The 19,861-nt window shown below is 47.8% G+C and carries 15 protein-coding genes; 7 read left to right on the top strand and 8 right to left on the bottom strand.

Annotated elements, in window-relative coordinates:
- Positions 1-350: tetratricopeptide repeat protein (locus tag SFV55_RS26210; protein WP_320032547.1), on the top strand; the 350-nt coding region annotated here is incomplete at its 5' end.
- 40 nt (positions 351-390) lie between these two features.
- The gene (locus SFV55_RS26205; RefSeq protein ID WP_320032546.1) at positions 391-885 is read left to right on the top strand and encodes a Uma2 family endonuclease; all 495 of its coding nucleotides are present in this window, start codon (positions 391-393) and stop codon (positions 883-885) included.
- Between the two features lie 15 nt (positions 886-900).
- Here SFV55_RS26205 and SFV55_RS26200 read toward each other — a convergent pair whose 3' ends face one another.
- The gene (locus tag SFV55_RS26200) at positions 901-1,533 is read right to left on the bottom strand and encodes a M15 family metallopeptidase (protein ID WP_320032545.1); all 633 of its coding nucleotides are present in this window, start codon (positions 1,531-1,533) and stop codon (positions 901-903) included.
- A 65-nt stretch (positions 1,534-1,598) separates the two neighbouring features.
- Here SFV55_RS26200 and SFV55_RS26195 point away from each other — a divergent pair, with 65 nt between their 5' ends.
- The 3 genes from SFV55_RS26195 (at position 1,599) to SFV55_RS26185 (ending at position 5,722) form a co-directional block, all read left to right on the top strand.
- Positions 1,599-3,182, top strand: coding sequence for a hypothetical protein (locus SFV55_RS26195; RefSeq protein WP_320032544.1), 1,584 nt, complete (start codon positions 1,599-1,601; stop codon positions 3,180-3,182).
- A gap of 25 nt (positions 3,183-3,207) precedes the next feature.
- A complete protein-coding gene (locus SFV55_RS26190; RefSeq protein ID WP_320032543.1) occupies positions 3,208-4,146 on the top strand; it encodes a glycosyltransferase family 2 protein in 939 nt (312 codons plus the stop codon).
- Between the two features lie 253 nt (positions 4,147-4,399).
- Positions 4,400-5,722: an Nramp family divalent metal transporter gene (locus SFV55_RS26185; RefSeq protein WP_320032542.1), complete on the top strand. Its 1,323-nt coding sequence runs from the start codon at positions 4,400-4,402 to the stop codon at positions 5,720-5,722.
- A 259-nt stretch (positions 5,723-5,981) separates the two neighbouring features.
- On the opposite strand, the gene moaC is transcribed toward SFV55_RS26185, so the two are convergent.
- The 4 genes from moaC to SFV55_RS26165 all read right to left on the bottom strand — a co-directional run bounded on the left by moaC (position 5,982) and on the right by SFV55_RS26165 (position 11,722).
- Complete coding sequence (gene moaC, locus SFV55_RS26180; RefSeq protein WP_320032541.1) at positions 5,982-6,458, bottom strand: cyclic pyranopterin monophosphate synthase MoaC; 477 nt, start codon at positions 6,456-6,458, stop codon at positions 5,982-5,984.
- A gap of 72 nt (positions 6,459-6,530) precedes the next feature.
- Positions 6,531-8,930 (bottom strand): FdhF/YdeP family oxidoreductase, encoded by a 2,400-nt coding sequence (locus SFV55_RS26175; protein WP_413776745.1) that lies wholly within the window; start codon positions 8,928-8,930, stop codon positions 6,531-6,533.
- Positions 8,931-8,983: 53 nt separating this feature from the next.
- Positions 8,984-9,973, bottom strand: coding sequence for a GTP 3',8-cyclase MoaA (moaA, locus tag SFV55_RS26170; protein ID WP_320032539.1), 990 nt, complete (start codon positions 9,971-9,973; stop codon positions 8,984-8,986).
- 3 nt (positions 9,974-9,976) lie between these two features.
- Positions 9,977-11,722: an alpha/beta hydrolase-fold protein gene (locus SFV55_RS26165; RefSeq protein WP_320032538.1), complete on the bottom strand. Its 1,746-nt coding sequence runs from the start codon at positions 11,720-11,722 to the stop codon at positions 9,977-9,979.
- A gap of 193 nt (positions 11,723-11,915) precedes the next feature.
- Between SFV55_RS26165 and SFV55_RS26160 the strand changes: the two genes are divergently transcribed.
- Both SFV55_RS26160 and SFV55_RS26155 read left to right on the top strand, forming a co-directional pair.
- Positions 11,916-14,144, top strand: coding sequence for a T9SS type A sorting domain-containing protein (locus SFV55_RS26160; protein WP_320032537.1), 2,229 nt, complete (start codon positions 11,916-11,918; stop codon positions 14,142-14,144).
- 57 nt (positions 14,145-14,201) lie between these two features.
- Positions 14,202-16,466 (top strand): T9SS type A sorting domain-containing protein, encoded by a 2,265-nt coding sequence (locus tag SFV55_RS26155; protein WP_320032536.1) that lies wholly within the window; start codon positions 14,202-14,204, stop codon positions 16,464-16,466.
- 58 nt (positions 16,467-16,524) lie between these two features.
- On the opposite strand, the gene SFV55_RS26150 is transcribed toward SFV55_RS26155, so the two are convergent.
- From SFV55_RS26150 to SFV55_RS26140, 3 genes are read right to left on the bottom strand one after another with little or no spacing between them, the layout of a single operon-like run.
- Entirely contained in the window at positions 16,525-17,601 is a 1,077-nt protein-coding gene (locus SFV55_RS26150) for a MoxR family ATPase (protein ID WP_320032535.1), read from the bottom strand.
- Entirely contained in the window at positions 17,602-18,885 is a 1,284-nt protein-coding gene (locus tag SFV55_RS26145; RefSeq protein WP_320032534.1) for a DUF4350 domain-containing protein, read from the bottom strand. It lies immediately after the preceding gene.
- Positions 18,882-19,631: a DUF4129 domain-containing protein gene (locus SFV55_RS26140; RefSeq protein ID WP_320032533.1), complete on the bottom strand. Its 750-nt coding sequence runs from the start codon at positions 19,629-19,631 to the stop codon at positions 18,882-18,884. Before SFV55_RS26140 ends, SFV55_RS26145 begins: the two co-directional genes overlap by 4 nt.
- Positions 19,632-19,861 lie beyond the last annotated feature (230 nt).

The following is a 19,861-nucleotide window of genomic DNA, read 5'->3' as shown; positions in this document are numbered from 1 at the left end:
AACAACTGGCGATTCCTGACCCAGCCACAGCCCGGCAACTCATCCATGACATTACCCTCGACCACGAACTGGCCGAAGCAGCAGCCGATATCCGCACCATTGCTGACTGGATTCAAAGTGTCCCTTCTGATGTATCCCCCGCCGCAGTAGCTATGGGTGAAGCTCAGGAACTGGCCTTGACTGTGGACTACGAAGGAGCCATCAAAAAGATCATCGAAGCGGTGATGATCGATAAAACGTTCAATAACGATCAGCCTCGGAAAACGGCTATTGCACTGTTCCGTACCTGGGGCGCGCAAAACCCGCTGACTGTGAAGTATAGGAAGCGGTTTGATATGGCGTTGTATTAGTCCATTAAAATGATTAGTTTTGTATAAAACCAGTTGAAGCATGCCATCAATAAGCGGAAGCATTCAAGAAGAATTGACCTCGTACGAGATTGAACGCAACAAACCTATGCCCAGCCTCAACCATTCTGCTATTCAAACAAATCTAGCGACTTATCTGAATTATCACTTTCGTAAAAAATACACCATTTTATCCGAGATTACCCTGGTCATGCCAGAAAAACCAGATGCAATACCCGATTTAGCCATTTATCCGAAAATAAAGATTGACTATTTCGAAGATCAACTGGCCATGGAAGAAATGCCTTTGACCGCTATCGAAATAAGCTCTCCTTCTCAATCCGACAGTTTTATCGTCAAAAAAATCAATCGGTATTTTGAAGTTGGGGTCAAATCGTGCTGGTTTGTGATGCCAAGTCTACAAGCCATTTCCGTTTATTCTGAAAAGGGTAAGTATCAATTTTTCTCGGCAGACATGACGCTTGTTGATCCAGTAACTGGAATTGAACTGCCTCTTTCCGAAGTATTCGCAGAATAAATTCGGTTTTGCCACCTACTCACATTTCCATTGGTAATTAGAAATCGGATACGACTTTTTCGTGTACGAAAAATGCCACCATTCCGTCCGCGTTGTCCGAAATCCCTCGGCGATCATCGCGTCCTGAAGTACCTTGCGGTTGTTGTTGATGTTGGCGGGATGCCCGGTATAATCGATATAGGCTTTTTTGTCAAAAACATCATAGCCTGTGCCCATGTCCAGTTCTTTTCCGTTTTTATCCACTACTGTTAAATCCACAGCGGAGCCCCGATTGTGCATAGAGCCTTTGCGTGGGTCGGCAACGTACTGGGGGTTCGGTACTTTTTTCCATAATTTCCATTGAGCTGAATGGGGGCGATAGCAATCGAACATTTTGAGGCCCCCGTAGCCCTGGGCTTTGAGCCGCTTGTGTACCCGCGAAATCGCGTCTGATACTTCCTTGCGCAGGTAACACTCGCCACAGTCGTAGACTTTTTCCGACATAAAATTATTGGTCGTGGCGTAACGAATGTCGAGAACCACATCAGGAGCTACCGTGAGGAGGTCGACCCAATCGGCATCGGGGTTCGGCGTTTGAGCCGAAAGTATTGATACTGATGGGCTAGCAAAAAAGCCAAGGATTGTGAATAAGAATTGTAGCTTCCTCATTATCAAAATTTTAGTATTCATTGAATTTAGCTTATTTTTGCGCCTTCAATTTACCCGCGCACTGAATGAACGACCAACAACGCAATAAACTGCTGTATGTCCTGAGTATTTTATTGTTGTTTCCAGCCTTGCTGATCAACCTGGGCCTGATGACCTTCATCGACGATGAGGGGATCCGAACCCTGGTGGCGCTGGAAATGAAACTCTCCGGCAACTACATCACTCCGACTCTTCACGGCGAGTTTTATTACAACAAGCCGCCTTTGTACAACTGGATGTTGTTGGGTTATTTCCAGCTCCTGGGGCAAATTAACGAATTTAATGCGCGCATTCCAACCCTGGTAAGCTTGTTGGGTTTTGCAGCTACCGTATTTTACAGTTTTCGCAAGCAGTATGGCACTTACACCGCCTTTGTGCTGGCGATGACCCTGATCACTTGTGGGCGAATTTTGTTTTGGGACTCCATGTTGGGTTTGATTGACATCACCTTTTCCTGGTTGGTCTTTGTGCAGTTCATGGTCATTTACCAGCAATTTCAGCGCCGCAATTGGTTGTGGTTGTTTGCTTTGTCTTACTTGTGTGCGGCTTTGGGTTTTATGCTTAAAGGCTTGCCAGCGGTGGTGTTTCAGGGTTTTACTTTGCTGGCTTACTTCATTTACCAAAAAGAATTCAAACGCCTGTTTTATTGGCAGCACATCCTCGGGGGAATGGTCTTTGTGCTAGTGGTGGGGACGTATTATGCTGTGTATGTGCAGTACAATGGTTTGGATACGGTATTTCAGACCCTTTTCACTGAATCTTCAAAGCGGACTGCTGTACAATTTGGCTGGTGGAGAACCTTCCTGCACCTTTTTACTTTTCCTTTTGAGATGGTGTACCATTTTATCCCCTGGTCGATTATGATCTTGTATTTGCTGCGCCGGGACCTTTGGAAGGTGTTGAAGCAAGACAATTTTATGGTCTACTGTGCATTGATTTTTTTGGCCAATATTTGGGTGTACTGGGCTTCGGTGGAGGTGTACCCGCGCTACTTGCTGATGTTTTGCCCACTGTTGTTCGGCATTTTTTTGCATTTGCACCAAAATGCAACGGTACAACAAGCCTGGACTGCCAAAGTGGTGAACGGATTTATGGCAACATCAGTGGTGCTGATGGTTTTGACAATGGCCATTCCTTTGTTTTTGCCTCAAACCCAAAGCACCCCTTATTTGTATCTTAATTCGGGTGGGTTGTTGCTCCTGGCGGGAGGGTTGGCTTATTTGTATCGCTACTGGCCGCCACAGCGTTTGTTGATCATCGCTATGCTGTTACTCGTCGGGCGGATTGCCTTCAACTGGTTTGTATTACCCAATCGCAATGCCAATGATTACGGCGATGCCTGCCGGAAGTCCTCGATTGAAGCGGGTGAACGTTTCCGCGATCAGGACTTGTACGTTTACCGCAAAACGGGGATGCAGTGGACAAACTCTATTTACCTGACCAATACCCGAGGCAAAATCATCCCGGTGAAAATGGAAAAAATGGATCCCAAGGCCCTATACATCGTGGACCCGGCGCGCTATTTTGATGCCGTCGATTCGGTATCGGAACTCAAAGTGCGCCACGGTCAGCGGCATTTTATCATTGGGACTTTAAAAACTAAACACTAGTGCAACGAGCATTCAATTAAGGATCATGCCAACAATTAAACTATCGGTAGTCGTTTGTGTCTACAACGAAGAAGAAAACATCAAGCCTCAGATTCAGCGCATTGCTGAAGCGCTGGAGGGATATGAATACGAAATGGTTTTTGTGGATGATGGATCCAAAGACAATACCCTCAAGGAATTGTACAGTGTGGAGCATCCTCGTTTGAGGGTGGTGGAGCTAAAAAAGAACTACGGCCAAAGTTTGGCCCTGATGGCTGGAATCGACTATGCTCAGGGCGAATACATCGCTACCATGGACGGTGACTTGCAAAATGATCCCAGCGACCTGCCGCGCATGCTCAAAATTGCCGAAGAAGAGGGTTTTGACATGGTAGCGGGTAATCGCGCCAACCGCAAAGATGGAATGGTGTTGCGCAAAATCCCCAGCCGCATTGCCAACTACATCATTCGCAGCACGACCGATGTACACCTCAAGGATTATGGCTGCGCCTTAAAAGTGCTGAAGGCGGATTTGGCCAAAGACCTGGGATTGTACGGTGAGCTACACCGCTTCGTACCCGTACTCGCTCACCTCGAAGGCGCACGCATTACGCAGGTAGATGTGAAGCACCACGCCCGGCAGTTTGGCAAATCCAAATACGGACTCAGTCGTACCTTCAAAGTTGTCAGCGACTTGCTGCTGATGCTGTTTTTTAAAAAATACATGCAAAAACCCATGCACCTTTTCGGCAATGCCGGGGTGTTTTTGTTCGTGAGTGGTTTATTGATCAATTTGTACCTGCTGGTGCTCAAACTGATGGGGGAAGACATCTGGGGACGCCCGCTCATCATTCTGGGTATGATGTTGCTTTTTGGCGGCATTCAATTTATTACCATCGGAATTGTAGTAGAAATCCAAATGCGAACGTATTTTGAGTCGCAACAGAAAAAACCATACAAGGTCAGAAGGGTGAAGGGGTTTTAGGGCTTAGCTGGTGCAGCTAAGCTGGTACAAGTCTCCAGGACTTGTACCAACATTTTCGCGTCTCCAGACGCATGAGCAACGCGAAAATACTGAGAAAATACACACGTCAGAGACGTGTTGATAATGGTACAAGTCTGGAGACTTGTACCAGCGCCAGCGCCTAAGATTAGAACTGATCGGTGTGTATAACTTTTGTAGCATCAACTTCGAAAAACTTAAAGCCAGTCGACAAACCTAAAAACCTTCAACCCTCATGTCAAAACGCATTTCCTTCAGCCAAGGCTTTTCTTCCGTCCTGCTCTGGTCGGTACTTTCTGCCGCTTTCATCGGGCCGGGCACGGTCACTACTTGTTCACAGGCAGGTTCGGCTTATCGCCTGCAATTGTTGTGGGCGCTGACTTTCTCTACCATTGCAGCCATTATTTTACAAGAAACCGCAGCGCGGATGACAATTGCTTCGGGCAAAAACCTGGGACAGATCATCGCCCTGAAATACGGTGGAAACCGCGGGCGCAACATCAAATGGGCTTTGTTTATCGCCGTAGCCTTTGGTTGCGCGGCTTATCAAACCGGGAATTTGTTAGGGGCCATCTCGGGGGCTTTGTTGTTCATCCCAGGCTTATCCCGTGAGGTACTTACTCTGATTCTGGCGGCGGGTTGTGCGGCTCTCTTGTGGGTCAACAACTTCCAGATTTTATCGCGTGCACTGGGCATTATGGTGGCGGTGATGGGCATTGCCTTTATGTATGTGGCGGTGCAGATTCCGGCCAGTATAGGGGAGTGGGCGCAAAACCTGGTTTGGCCCAGTGTGCCTGATGGTTCGGGTTTGTTGATCATTGGTTTGATCGGCACGACCATTGTGCCGTACAACCTGTTTTTGGGTTCCAGTATTGGGCAAAACCAGAGTTTGTCTGAAATGCGTTGGGGGATAGCTATTGCGGTGGGGATTGGCGGACTCATTTCGATTGCGATTCTGGCAGCTGGCCTCTTGATTACTGGCACTTATTCTTACGAGGCCTTGGCCGCTGCTTTGAATGGTAAATTGGGAGGAATGGGGGTACTATTGTTTGGCCTGGGTTTGTTTGCGGCAGGTTTTAGTTCCGCAATTACTGCACCACTTGCGGCAGCCATTACAGCCCAAAGTATGTTCAGCAACGAAGGAGACTGTCGGGATTGGTCGGCGAAATCCTTCAACTTTAAACTGGTTTGGGGCCTGGTTTTGTTGATCGGGACAATTTTCAGTATTGTGGGGATTCGCCCCATCCCAGCCATTGTTTTAGCGCAAGCCATCAATGGGGTCTTGCTGCCAGTGGTGACGATTGCGCTGCTTTTTGCGGCCAATGACAAAGTCTTGCTGGGGGCAGCTTATGCGAATGGATTTTGGTCCAACTTTTTCACCTTGTTCATTGTAGGGGTGACTTGTTTTTTGGGGCTGAACAATATTTGGCAGGCGATGAATAAGGTGGGGCACTTTGCGGCGGACAATGCTATGGAGCCAATATGGGCGATGGAGGGGGCGACGTTTTTGGTTTTGGTGTACTTGGGAGTGCGGGTTTTTGGGAAGAGGGAGGGATGAAACACAGCGTATTTAATAGCCAAAGCGGCATGGTAGGGATTTATCCTTCAAAATGGTGCTTATTTGAGCTTTTCGAAAGTCTAAAACTTTCGAAAAGGGGTTCCAAAATGGTGCTTAAATCTTGCATCTAAGCCGCCTTTTCGAAAGTTTCAGACTTTCGAAAAGCTCTTTAACGTAAGTCATTCAAGAAAAACCGACCTAACTCTAAATTGTTGAATAAAGAAGGCAAACTAAATTTAGATCAGATTGTTTTTTCGCTTTATTCGCGCTTAAAATCTTTTTTTCCGCCCGTTTTTTCCATCAACTTGATTTCCTTAATCAGAATATCATGGGAAAAAGCCTTGCACATGTCGTATACGGTGAGAGCGGCAATGCTGGCACCAGTCAGGGCTTCCATTTCAATTCCTGTTTTGGCCGTAACGGAAGCTGTACAATCGATGATCACTTCCCGCTGTTCATTCACCTGAATGTGAATCTGGCAATTTTCCATACCCACCGGATGGCAGAGGGGAATGAGTTCTCCCGTTTTTTTGGCAGCCATGACCCCGGCAATGATCGCTGTCTGGAACACCGGCCCTTTCTTGGTATGGATTTCTTCTTTTTCCAACCGATCCATAATCTCTTCACCCAAAACCATGATGGCACGGGCGCGGGCCAGGCGTTTGGTAGCGGCTTTTTCGCCTACATCTACCATGGAGGGATTGCCGGATGCGTCGAGATGGGTGAATGAAGGCATAACGAGGTTTGAGTGTGTGAGTGGGTGTGAGTGTGCCCGCACCTCACTTAACACGTTGATGGTTAGAAAAGGTTAGTGCTCCACTTTCTTCACCCGAATCACTACCGACTTCGAAATCGGCGTTTTGCTCTCCCGCGCATAATGGTTCACGGGGATCAAAACATTGGCTTCGGGAAAATAAGTAGCTACACACTTGGACGGAATATCGTAGGCAACGGCGATGAACTTGCGGGCAATGCGTTGCTGACCGTCGTATTCGCTGATCAAATCCAGTACATCACCGGGTTTGAGTTGTTCGGCTTCCAGGTCGTCGGGGTTCATCAGAATTACCCGGCGTTCGTTGTAGATGCCCCGGTAACGATCATCCAGGCCGTAGATGGTTGTGTTGAACTGATCGTGGGTACGGATGGTCATCATCAGGTACTGATCGGGATCCAGGCGGTGGCTTGGCAAGGGGGTGCAGGTAAAATGGGCCTTGCCATCGGCGGTGCTGAACTCCTGATTGCGGTTGGGGTTCGGTAGGTAAAAACCGCCCGGTTCCCTTACCCGCTCGTTGTATCGTTCAAATCCGGGAATGACCTTTTCAATCAAATCGCGGATGTGGTCGTAATTGCTGATCATCAAATCCCAGTCCACTTTGGACTTGCTGCCCAAGGTAGCTTTAGCCAGTCCAGCCACAATCGCGGGTTCGCTCAGCAGGGCTTCCGAACAAGGATTCAGAATCCCTTTCGACATTTGCACTACGCCCATCGAGTTCTCCGTGGTGACAAACTGCTCGCCGCTTTCCTGCTCATCGGCGTCGGTGCGACCCAGGCAGGGTAAAATGAGCGCCTGTTTTCCGTGCACTAGGTGGCTGCGGTTGAGTTTGGTGGACACATGCACCGTCAGGTTGCAATTGCGCAAGGCTTGAGCGGTGACTTCGGTATCGGGTGTTGCGGAAATAAAATTGCCACCCAGTCCAAAAAAGACCTTGGCCTGGCGCTTGTACATGGCCTGAATGGCGTCAACGGTAGAAAAACCGTGTTTGCGCGGCGCTTTGATGCCAACGACCTCTTCCAATTTATCCAGAAACTCCGCTTTGGGCGCTTCCCAAATGCCCATGGTGCGGTCGCCTTGCACATTGCTATGCCCGCGTACGGGACAAGTGCCGCCGCCCTGGATGCCGATGCTGCCTTTGAGTAGCAGCAAGTTCACAACCTCCCGAATGTTGTCGACCCCGTTTTCGTGTTGGGTCAAACCCATCGCCCAGCAGGCAATGATGCGTTTGGATTTTTTGATCATCCTCGCCGCCTTGCGGATTTGGCCACGGGAAATGCCACAGTCTTCTTCCAAAGCCCGGAAGTCGTACTGTTGCAGGTGTAGGGCAAAATCTTCGTAACCTTGGGTGCGCTCTGTGATGAACTCCATGTCAAAAATATCGCCCAGTTCCTGTTTTTCCTGAAACAACAGCATGGACATGATGGCTTTGAGCAGGGCTACATCGCCATTGATTTTGACTTGCAGGTACAGATCGGCCAGTTGGGTGCCGCCGCGCAGGATTTTCATGGGGCGTTGCGGGTTGACAAAATGGGTCAAACCTGCTTCTTTGAGTGGGTTGATGGCTATAATTTTGCCACCTCTTTCTTTGCAGCGCTCCAGTGCGGAAAGCATCCTCGGGTGGTTGGTGCCGGGATTTTGCCCCAGGATGATTACCAGGTCAGCGTGGTCAAAATCTTCCAGGGTGACCGAACCTTTGCCCATGCCCAGGGTGGTGCTCAGTGCCTTCCCCGAAGATTCGTGGCACATGTTGGAGCAATCGGGCAGGTTGTTGGTGCCGAATTCGCGGACGAAAAGCTGGTATAAAAACGCAGCTTCGTTGCTGGTGCGGCCCGAGGTATAAAAAACCGCCTCATCGGGCGATTGCAGGGCATTCAGCTCTTTGCCGATCAACTGAAAGGCTTCATTCCAGGGAATGGGAGCGTAGCGGTCTGAACCTGCACGCAGGATCATGGGCTCAGCCAAACGCCCTTTTTTTCCCAATTCAAAATCGGATAATGCTTGTAAGTCGCTGATGCTGTGCTGCGCAAAAAAATCGGCTCCGATGCTGTTGCGTTGGGCTTCTTCGGCAATGGCTTTGATGCCGTTTTCGCAGTATTCACCAAGGCGGGAGCGGTCGTCGTCTGGGTCGGGCCAGGCGCAACCGGGGCAGTCGATGCCGCCTTTTTGGTTGAGCGCAAACATGGTTTTTTTCGCGTCACTTACCCGCATGTATTTGCGGGCGTGATTGAGTGCGGTGCTCACCCCCTTCAGTCCGGCGGCCTTGGTTTGTGCTTTGCGCTTACGCAAGCCTGTAAAGGATTCAGGCGGCTGCGCTCCAGTATTTTCGGTAGAAGTGACTACGATGATTTCGTTTCCTTTGCTTTCAATAGCGGGGGAATCAACAATTGTCGTCTTAACCTTCTTGCTACGGCTCTTTTTGGTTTTTTCCTCCATGTTCCAAATGGCGATGAAACGCCTAGTGCTCAAATATTATTCTTGGTAGCCCATCACCCGCCAATCGTCGACATCGACTCCGAAACAGGCAGGCCAAAATTACGATTTTTTTCAGCTTCCCAACCATCTTTGGCCCGGTTCCCTAAAGCGACTAAAAAAGTATCGCGGATTTGGGCGTCGGTGGCGCCTTCACGCATCAAGTCGCGGACGTTGAACACGCCTGTGTCGTACAAACAGGTCTTCAAACCACCCTGTGGGGTCACCCGAATGCGGTTGCAGGTACCACAAAAGGTACGGCTGTAGGCCGCAATGATGCCAATGTCTCCCTTGAAGCCCGGAACCTGGTAATTGCTGGAGGTTGAATTGGGCGGATCGGGCAGTTTTTCCAAATTCGGAAATGCCCCACGCAGGTGTTCCAAAATCCGGCGATGGTTCCACTCCAGAGTAGCGTAATGACTCCCTTCCCCATTAAACGGCATTTCTTCGATGAAGCGCACACTTACCGGGTAGTCCTTGGTCAATTCCGCCATGGGGATCAGGTCCTCGATGTTTTTGCCATCCATCACCACGGCGTTGATTTTGGTTTTGATGTCGTGCTCCAACAGTGCGTGGAAGGTGTTCATCACTTCTTTGAACACATTACGGCGAGTGATGGCAAAAAAACGATCGGGGTCCAGTGTGTCCATGCTCAGGTTGACCGACTTGATGCCGATGGTTTTCAGTTCCGGCACCAGGGGTGCAGTGGTGGTCCCATTGGTGGTGATATTGATCTGGCGCAGGCCTGGAATTTGGCCAATGTGGCGCAAAAAGTCCATCATATCCCGCCGCACAAAGGGTTCCCCACCCGTAATGCGCACCTTATCGATGCCCATATCAACCAGCAACTGCACCAAACGGATCATTTCCTCGTACGACAAGAGCTCGTGTTTGTCTATATAGGTGATGCCTTCCTCCGGCATACAATAGAAGCAGCGCAGGTTGCAGCGATCGGTAACCGCCAGGCGAACGTAATTGATTTGGCGACCGTGGTTGTCGTAAAGCATGTTTTAGTATTTCCAGGACTTAAGATCTGCTCCTGCTGGTGCCCGACTTTCTACTTCTTTCGCCCATTTGGGGATGAACATGCGGTGGTAACGCAGGCGGGAAATGGCATTGGGTTGGGTGTGATCCCCGTTCCAGCAATGTTCTGCCCGGTCGCCGTAATCTACCTCGCCGTCGTAGGAAGGATTGGTCGTTTCTTTCAGGATGTCCTCCATCAGGTAAACCGCATTATTGAGGTAGTAGTTGTCCATATCCCCACAATAAATGTGGATTTTTCCCCGCAAGCTGTTGCCTATTTTGGGCCAGTCGCGCTTGAGGATGTAAGCAAGGTCGTAATTTTCTCTCCAAAACTCGGCAACCTTGTGGTTTATTTCTCCGGTGTATTTGTCCCAAATGGGCTGCGGATAACCATCAGTGCCAACGGGAGAGTAAACGGCCTCCCAAATGTCCCATTGTTGGCCTCCGCGGCTTTTGGTACCGAGCACCAATTCCCGCATGTTGGCCTCCCGCAGGGTCGCGGATACGTGCCCCAGGTAGTCGCGCATGCCCGGGCGGGGTGTTTTTTTGAACTCACTATCCAGCCAGTAGGCGTTTTTGTCCTTGTAAATGTCTACGACGGTATAGGCCCGGAAGTCAATCGGATCGGGGCAGGCGGCATAACAACCATTGTATTCATTGGGGTAAAACAACTGGGCGGCCAGTGCTTCCCAGCCTCCGGTGGATCCGCCGTACATGAAACGCGCCCAACCCTGGCCAATGCCCCGGAACTGCTTTTCGATGTAAGGAATCAATTCGTAGGTGATGGCGTCGCCGTAAGGCCCTAGGTTTTGGGAATTAACGGCGTAAGAATCATCGTAAAAGGGGTTGGCATGCTGGATTTCGATGGCAATCATGCGGGGGAAATTCGGCCCAGTCCATATTTTGTAAAAATCATAAGCCTCTTGCTGTTCGATGCGGTTGTAGCAATCGAGTTTGAAACGGGCGCTGTAGGTGCAGGGCACAGTAGTATCGGGCGGAGTGGTGCGCCAGCCGCTGAAATCGTCGGGGAAGTGGCCGTGGAAAATAGCCAAAGGGTAGCGTGCATCCGGGTGAGTATCGAAGCCCTCCGGGAGCAAAACGTGGGCACCGAGGTAGATGTCGCGGCCCCAAAACTTGGACAACCTTTCACTCTTGATTTTGATGTGTTTGACGTATTTAGTATCGGCGGGTTCGGGAATGGGGGGGATTTCCTGATCCAGATTAAGGATGATGGGTTTGGCGGATTTGGGGTCGAATTTGATCTTGATGGGTTTGGAGTAGAGGTTGCCGGGCGCCTGGTTCCATTGGCGACCCTCGCCACGATCCCAGCCGAGTTTGACCACCTTGCCGTCGGAACGGCGGTAGGTTTGGTATTTGTCGAGCAAAACCTGTACGGTATATTCCCCGGCGGGTACGTTTTTGAGGCTTTCGATGGGGTAACCAAAGGCACTGTGGTTGAAGGCCTTGAGTTGTTCGGCTTTCCAGTCTTCTACATCGATGCCAAAAGCGAGTTGGCTTTCGGGGCCGTCGACGATCTGGAATCGGGGCTCGGCTTTGTCGTTTTTGGACAACATCAACAGCAGTCGGCCATCGAATTGAGTACCCTTGCTGGCGGGAAAACGCACCAGAAATTGGGCAGGGGTGGGAGCGGGTTTAGGACTTTGGGCAAAAGTCCATTGGCTCAAAAGGAGGAAGGGCAAAAGGAGTGCCCAGGTATTGGTTTTATTGGTCATACAAGTGATGTTTTGGGTTTGAGGGTTAAGATAAGGAAAAAATGAAAAGGGAGGAAGGATGAGCATTTGGTAAAAAAAGTACCAAAACTGGATTTTTTTTAGAACAAATAAAACAATATACTTGAGATCGTCAAAAGTATGCTTAAATTGTGGTATAAAAGACTACTCTAATTCCCTGATTAATCCCGAAAAAATGGAGACTAAGCAAAATTACCCAATCCTTTTTATCCTCATCTTCTTGTGTTTAGCCTCAGGACTGATGGCCCAAACCGCAAAATCTTTCCCAACTCAGCAATTGAATATACCCAAAGGTACCTTTCTCAAGGGCCAGGATCGATTTTATGCTGCGATCGGTGACATTGGGTCGAATAATAATTCCAACAGCATTCAAATCATTAACCCGGTTTGGGGAACTGTTGAAAAAACGCTTAAGCTGGGCTTTAACCCACAACACATTTGTAGTTCATCGAATGAGCAATTCATTTACCTAGTCGTGGATGGTCCCCATACCATAAAAAGAATCAACAGCATTAGTCATGAGGTAGAATTGGTCGTTCCCATTCCGTTTAATCGGCGTGTAATCGATATTACGCCAGTGCCAGGGGCTGCTGATCAAATTTTGGTGACTTCCATGTCCTATCAACGCGACACCACTTTTTTGGAATTGTTGATTGGGAACAAGTTTCATCCCACAAAAATCGTTGCCCCGAATCCCGAATACATCAACAATTTTGGCTTTGTCAACGACAGCACCCTAATAATCTGGCAGACGAATCAAATGCATAAACTAAGGATCAACTCCAAAGGGATTAATATTGCAGAAACGCTTACCGGAGTCTTTTTGAATTTTGGAGATCAAGGTATTGTGGCAGGGGATAAGATAGTGACCAGAACGGGTAGAGTGATTGGTTTTTCTGGGCCGAAACTAACAGAAGGGCCCTCTATCGATCCATTCTATTTTATGGTGGGCAATGACTACAACTCTGATGTATTCTATGCCATGAAACCAGTTGGTGATTCTTTTTTAAGTAAAAAAATCCGCTTTTTTCGGTTTAAAAAATCCGATGTAAGTATTGAATCCAGTTGGGAGGCTGATTTTGCGTTGAACAACAATGGCCATACTGAAAACTATCAATTGTACATAACCGGCAAAGACCGTTTGATATTTACCTTCTGGGGATATAGTCATATTGCCTGGAATTGTACTCCTGCTATTCCAGCACCGAAAATAGAGCAGGGTGTTGATGTAAAAGCTTGTCCGAATCAACTGCCAGTTAAATTAACCGTAAAAGACCAAGGAGCTACAGAAATACTTTGGTCGAATGGAAGCACCAGGGATACCTTGGTAGTCAATGAAACGGGAGACTTTGCTGCAAAATTCACCGATAAAAACGGCTGTCAAACGGCCTTTTCGGAAGTAAGCAAAGTGTCTCATTATTTGCCTGCCGAAATCAGGGCTGTTTCAACGGAGCTGGGAAATGGACTTTCTTTTACCATTTGCAGGAAAGCAAAAATCAACTTGAAGGCTACTGCTCTTTATGAAAATGGCAAAAAATGGTTCTGGTCGACTGGAGACACTACCCAAACCATACGGGCTGCTGCTGGGACTTACCAGGTAAAGATGATTTCGGTAGATGGCTGTGAAAGTGCCTGGTCTCCAATTACCATCAATGAAGGAAAAGATTCAATTCCTGACCGGCCAGTGATCAAAATTGCCAATGATGACAATGAAATTTGTAATGGCGAAAAAGCAGTATTCGAAACCAGGAAGGGCTACAATTTCTACTACTGGAGTTTGAACTCCAACAATAATTTCCAAAATACCATCACCCACACCAGCAATCTTAATTATTCGGTATCCGTAACTGTTCGGGTAGCCACAGTAGAAAATTGCCCAAGTGAAACTTCCTCGCCTTTACAAATTAAATTTAGTTCAGCACCAGCCAAACCTACCATCACCTTGCAAGGGGATAAAGTATTCAGTAGCAATACCAGCAGCATTCATCAATGGTACATCAATGATGTGCTCATTGAAGGGAGTACCGGTACCTCGATCCCGGTTCAAGGTGGAGGCTTCTATGCGGCAAAGGTTTTCGATGGCCGCTGTAGTTCCGACTTTTCCAATTACGTCTCGGTAAATGGTAAAGTAACGGCTACGGATGAGGCTCAAAAACCAGCACTGAACATTTACCCCAACCCTGTACAAGAGCTCTTGCACATCGACTTTCCGGTTGCTATCCGGGATGCTCAAAAACAGGTGCAAATTTACAGTCTGGATGGCAAACTAATGCCGGAGTCTAAACTGGTCAGCTCAAATGGCCCAGGAATTACGCTCCAAACCCAGCACCTCAATCAAGGTTTATACCTATTGAACGTTCGGATTGAAGCCCAACACTATTGGTACAAGTTTGTGAAAAATTGATCCATTCCTGGCCTGATAAAAGGTACTTAATAAACAATGATTAAAAATTCATTTCCAATGACACTAATACATCCAGTAAAAAAGCAAAATAGGCTGGCGATTGTCCTGGTTTTTATACTCCTTTCATTTTTAGGCGGATTTGCCCAGAGCCTGCGCATCATTGATGTATTTAACTACGACAGTGGTACCTATATCGAGTCTCAAAAAGCCTTTTATGCAGCAACAAGTGCGGATGGTTCTTCTGTGTATTCTAACCGGCTAATTAAAATTGACCCGCGTTGGGGTAAAGTTTTGGCAGAATATTATGTTGGATTGGAGCCCCGTTTCTTGCGGGTTACCAGCGATCAATCTGCCTTGTTTATGTTGGCTGATCGTCCTCAAAGATTGAAGCGCTTTAATTTAAACACCCAAACGGTTGATCAGGATTATACTTTTGACATTCCAGAAACTGATGTGTTGGCCAATATTTTTACCATTCCCAAAAACAACAACCAGGTGTTATTGCTTGCTTCTCGCGATGGGACAGACTATTTACAAGTTTTTGAGAGAGGGAAACCACAACCCTTTTATCACAAATTGGCCCAGGGAGAAGGAGGGGGTATGAACGCGGTGTTCACTCAGGATAGCATTTTGTGGACCCTTTCCCCTTATGTAGGAGTGATCAAACGTTTCAAAGTTCGATCCGATGGCATTCACCTGGAAAAAACCTTTACCGGGTATGACAATAATGTTTTGAGCGGTAATTTTCAGGTGGTTGGGGATTATTTTGTATCCGATGCTGGCTTGTACATCAAATATACGGGCGAAGTACCCATGGTGGAAGGCCGGTTTCCGGTACCCAATGAAGCACGGATCAGCGCTCCTCCCAACTCTGCATATTTTTACTCCCTGGATCGATCTTCAGGTGCCAATCTGCTCATCATCAAATACGACAAAAGCAGCCTTAAACCTATAGATAGCATTCCGGTTTTTGCCTTCAATCGCACCTATTCATTTACCCAGAATTTTCATGCCTGTTCAGATGACTTTTTTGTCCTCAACCACAGTGGCATAGTCGGTACCTATTACAACTGCACCCCTAAACAACCCAAACCTAAAATTGCGGCACCTCCTTTATTGTATTGGTGCAAAGCGGATACACCCGAACAATTTCTCAGCACTACAGAACCCGCATATGAGTATTACTGGCGGAAAGGATTCAACCAGTTTGTTGACAACAGCGGTAAATTTAAAGTCACTGAGGAAGCTACTTATCAGGTACAGGTGAGCGAAGAAAACGGTTGTTTGAGCCTGCTTTCTGACCCGGTGGAATTGCGTTTTCTTACTGCTCCCGAGAAGCCAAGGGTTTATTTTTCTTTGCCGTCACGGCAATTTGAACCACCTTTTCAATTGTGTAAAGGACAATCTGCTGTGCTGTTTTCCTCGATTCATTTTTTTCAACCCGAGTGGTCCACTGGCTCTACCAAAGATACCCTTAAAGTGGATAAACCCGGGGTTTACCGGATCAGACAACATTATCAAGGGAAGTGTTACAGCGATTGGTCGGATCCTATCGAGATATTGCCAATTCTGCCAGATACCACACCTCCAGTACCACAGCTTAACGTCATTAATGTTCCCTCGGGAATTGTTTGTCGTGGAGATTCGATCACCTTTGAAGCGCCTAAGGGATACACCATTTATGAATGGAACTTCGATGTGACGACCAAAAATAATCGGTATACCATCCCAACCTCTTTCTGGTTTGATCAGAGCAGAATGCGGCTTAGGGTAGGGACCAATGCCTATTGTATGAGTCCCAATTCTGAAACAATCACCATAAAAACGATTAGTAGGCCGATCAAGCCGTCGATTCAGCGATCCAGCAACATCTTATTCAGTAGCAATACTGATCCCGATGCATTGTATGAATGGCGCTTCAATGGAAATACCTTAGCTGCAGAAAACAAACGAATGTTGCTGGCCAAAAAAGAAGGCCTTTACAGCGCGCGTACCCGGATTGGAGAATGTTTTTCGCCCAGTTCAGAGGTATTCAATTTTACTGGTCTGCTGACGAATACCCAGGAGAGGGATTCAGACCAGACGCCAGCATTTTTCCCCAATCCAGCTACGGAATGGTTGTATATCCAAACCCAGGCACCCAATGACCAACACCTGCAATTGCAGCTTTGGGACATGCAGGGCAGAACTCAAACCCTTGGCGTGGTTCAAAAGAATCAGTCTCGCTTAGCTTTAGACATTCGGCATCTGAGCCCAGGCAGCTATGTCTTGCAGGGGAAGTCAACAGGGCAATCATGGGTGGTTCGTTTTGTTAAAAATTAAGGGATGGAGGTTTTGGGGGTAAAAAAGGATGAGGTTTCAAAATACGAGGAGTGAGGGTTTACCTCGGCACCTCAATTTTCCCCAAGATATCCTTAATCACATCCCTTGTCGCAAAACCCTCCATTTCCCGCTCAGGCTGCAAGATAATCCGGTGATTCAGTACCGGATACGCCACATACTGAATGTCCTCAGGTGTCACAAAATCCCGGCCATTGATGGCTGCGATTGCTTTGGAGCTGCGCAAAATAGCCAGTGAAGCCCGCGGTGAGGCCCCCAGGTACAAATCGCCGTGGGTGCGCGTTTGGGTAACGATGTGCGCGATGTAGTCCAGCAGGTGGTCTTCGATGAACACGGATTCCACCAGTTCCCGGCATTCTTTGACCAGTTGGGGCGACATCACTTTTTTCACTTCCTTTTGCAAATCCACTTTCGACTCCTTGCGGAAGCGGCGCAGGATGCTTTTTTCCTCCTCCAGGTTGGGGTAATCGATGTTGATTTTCATCAAAAAACGGTCCAGCTGGGCTTCTGGCAATTTATAGGTACCTTCCTGTTCGATGGGGTTTTGGGTCGCCATCACTAAGAAGGGGTATTCCAGTTTATAGGTAGAGCCATCCACCGTAATCTGGGCTTCTTCCATCACCTCAAACAAGGCCGCTTGGGTTTTGGCCGGGGCGCGGTTGATTTCGTCGATCAGCACCACATTGGCGAAGATCGGGCCAGCTTTGAAGGAAAAGTCGACCGTTTTTTGGTTGAACACCGAGGTGCCAATCACGTCGCTGGGCATCAGGTCGGGGGTGAATTGGATGCGCGAAAATTCTACATCCATGGTTTGAGCCAGTAACTTGGCGGTCAGGGTTTTGGCAATGCCGGGGACTCCTTCCAGCAGTACGTGTCCATCGGCGAGCATGGCAGTGATCAGCAGGTCAATAATTTCCTGTTGTCCCACAATGACCTTGCTCAATTCGACGCGTACCTGATCAATGGCGCTATTGACCTTACTCAGGTCCAGGCGGTTGCGACCCCAGTGGCCAGTGGTGGTTTCGGGCACCAATTGAGACTCAACAGGCGTAATTGCTTCCGGGCTATCCAACGACTGCTCCGCAGGGTTTGGGTTCATTTCTTCTGGCTCTAGCATTTATTTACAGTTTTTATAAAAGCTTTCAATTTGTTGATGAAAATCCGCCAGGATGCGCACCTGGATTTCCGGCGAAAAATCAATTGCCTGGTACGAGTCCAGGATTTTTTGAATTTTTTCGGGTTTGATTTCGGATTTTACACTGAGTTGATACACAAAATCTTCGTGCAATTCGCGGGTTTGGATTTTATAGCGATCGCGCACAAATTGCAAAAAGAGTTTCATTTTTTGCAGGACCAATTGGCGGTGGTTGTTTTGTAAAAAATACAAACGACCAATGGTGCGGATAAAGGCCAGGGAGTTGTTTTTGTTGCTGGGTAAAACCGGAATGATGCGCTGCCGACGTTTGATCCGGAACAAAAAATACACCAAGGTGGTGCCCAATAAGGTATACCAGGCCCAGGCCAAAGGCGGCTGGCTCAGCACGTAACTCAGGGGGCTAGGACGGTTAAAATCGCGACGTGGTCGACCCTGGCTATCGTCGTTCATGTTTTCGGCTACAGTTCGATCCACCTTGCTCGTACAATCCCAATACACCGGCCCTGCGGACAAATGGCCCAATGCGGCTTCGGCGTATGCTTTGCCAGATTGGTTGATCATAAACAGGTTGGTAAAGAACAAGGGATTCGTATGCAGGTAAAAATGCCCTGTACCGTAGCGAATCCGCACAAAATTGGTTTTGCTCCCATTGATTTGCCCCAGCGCCACAAATCCATCCGGGTCATCACAAAAATAACCCCGATCAATAAAATGCCAATCGTAGATGCTGTCTGGACTGGTGGTGCGGTATTTAAAATCATAGGGTTTATTCTGGCGCAGATCAGGGTGCAAAAAATTAGCCTCTACGCCCCGATCCTGGTAATAATTCAGATTTTCCCAACGGTCCTCCTTACAGGTTTTAGGGTACAATTTGGACATCAGCCTGAAAGGTAAGACCTGGGTAGCAATAAAGGCATCGTTGCCGTTGTATACAAACTTCAACAAGGTTTGGACATCAGCTGAATCGAGGTACTGCCCAGCGCCGACGAATACATAGTTTGATTTTTCGCTGGGATCGGTTGGCAATACCTTTTGAACACGTTTTTTGAGCAAGGTGAAACTTTCCGTTTTTGCCTGTGCTTTGAGCAGTTTAAATACCACCGTCAGGCCATAAGGCCCTTTACTTTTTTCTTTGTAATTTTCCTTCCAGGTATAAGCCCGGCCTCCATTGGTGCTGATCAGGTAAATCAACAAGCTGACCATGATGACCACAAGCGCGAGGAAAAAGAAATTTTTTGATCTCATACAGCTACATTAACGGAGGGTGGAGCGGAAATGGGGACGGAATTCGGTTGTAAAAAAGACTGAAAGCCTGGTTTGATTTGTTCAAACTGGGCCTGATCCAATTGTTGCCCGCCGTAACGCACCCGTTCAAAAATCAGGGTCAATACCCGAAACTCGCCGTAGTGCTTTGAGCTGCGCATTTCCTGCAAATACTGGCGGTTGGTTTTGTTTTTCCGCCAGGTGATGGCTCGTTGGGCCGACAATTGTTTGAGTACTTCCAGGTAATACAAACGCACGGCCAGTGCATAATCGTTCTGGTCAATCGCCTTGTTGATGTAGGGGTACAATTCCGTTTCTTCCAGGTTTTCTTCAATCTCCTCGATGCTCATGTCTTCAACGACGGCCTTTTTGACCGCACGGTTTTTGGGCGCATTCAGGTAATGCCGCAGGAGTAAGGCTAAAATGAGTACCACAATCAACGCTGCAAACACCTTAAGCAATACAATTACCCCGGGCCCTAGTTCGGGCCAGTTGAATTCAACATTTTCTCTTGGCTTGATGGGTTTGGGCGGCTTCTTTTTTTTGATGCTGTAATCCAGTCCTTGGATGGATTTTTGCCAGGTACCATCATCAAAGCGCTGGGAATGAATGGGTTCGGAAAGGTATTTTTCCTGTTGGGGGTTGACATAACCCTCTTGGGCAAAAACAGCATGGCTTGCAGCGTTCGCCAATAAAAAAAAGAGGATTGACCAAATTGGGTTGCGCATATAGATTTTTAGGGTTTGCCCCACTACTTAGTTTCGTTCAAAAATAAGCAATTCTTTTAAGTTGAGGGACAAATTTGCGGGTCAGGGGCTGTAAAACCTTTAAATTTATTGTACGAAATTTTATCTTACTGTACTTAAATCCTTTAGCATTGATTACCTTTGCGGGCAATTTGGAAACGAGTAAGCCATGCCTAAGGACAATTCCATCAAATCAGTGCTGATCATCGGGA

Source organism: Haliscomenobacter sp. (assembly GCF_033763495.1).
Taxonomy (GTDB): Bacteria; Bacteroidota; Bacteroidia; order Chitinophagales; family Saprospiraceae; genus Haliscomenobacter.
This window is presented reverse-complemented; position numbering and strand designations above follow the sequence as displayed.

Coding starts and splice junctions, on each gene's coding strand:
- moaC (WP_320032541.1), bottom strand. CDS start 6,458: ATGCCTTCATTCACCCATCTCGACGCATCCGGCAATCCCTCCATGGTA.
- SFV55_RS26200 (WP_320032545.1), bottom strand. CDS start 1,533: ATGAGGAAGCTACAATTCTTATTCACAATCCTTGGCTTTTTTGCTAGC.
- SFV55_RS26165 (WP_320032538.1), bottom strand. CDS start 11,722: ATGACCAATAAAACCAATACCTGGGCACTCCTTTTGCCCTTCCTCCTT.
- SFV55_RS26190 (WP_320032543.1), top strand. CDS start 3,208: ATGCCAACAATTAAACTATCGGTAGTCGTTTGTGTCTACAACGAAGAA.
- SFV55_RS26155 (WP_320032536.1), top strand. CDS start 14,202: ATGACACTAATACATCCAGTAAAAAAGCAAAATAGGCTGGCGATTGTC.
- moaA (WP_320032539.1), bottom strand. CDS start 9,973: ATGCTTTACGACAACCACGGTCGCCAAATCAATTACGTTCGCCTGGCG.
- SFV55_RS26185 (WP_320032542.1), top strand. CDS start 4,400: ATGTCAAAACGCATTTCCTTCAGCCAAGGCTTTTCTTCCGTCCTGCTC.
- SFV55_RS26195 (WP_320032544.1), top strand. CDS start 1,599: ATGAACGACCAACAACGCAATAAACTGCTGTATGTCCTGAGTATTTTA.
- SFV55_RS26205 (WP_320032546.1), top strand. CDS start 391: ATGCCATCAATAAGCGGAAGCATTCAAGAAGAATTGACCTCGTACGAG.
- SFV55_RS26140 (WP_320032533.1), bottom strand. CDS start 19,631: ATGCGCAACCCAATTTGGTCAATCCTCTTTTTTTTATTGGCGAACGCT.
- SFV55_RS26160 (WP_320032537.1), top strand. CDS start 11,916: ATGGAGACTAAGCAAAATTACCCAATCCTTTTTATCCTCATCTTCTTG.
- SFV55_RS26175 (WP_413776745.1), bottom strand. CDS start 8,930: ATGGAGGAAAAAACCAAAAAGAGCCGTAGCAAGAAGGTTAAGACGACA.
- SFV55_RS26145 (WP_320032534.1), bottom strand. CDS start 18,885: ATGAGATCAAAAAATTTCTTTTTCCTCGCGCTTGTGGTCATCATGGTC.
- SFV55_RS26150 (WP_320032535.1), bottom strand. CDS start 17,601: ATGCTAGAGCCAGAAGAAATGAACCCAAACCCTGCGGAGCAGTCGTTG.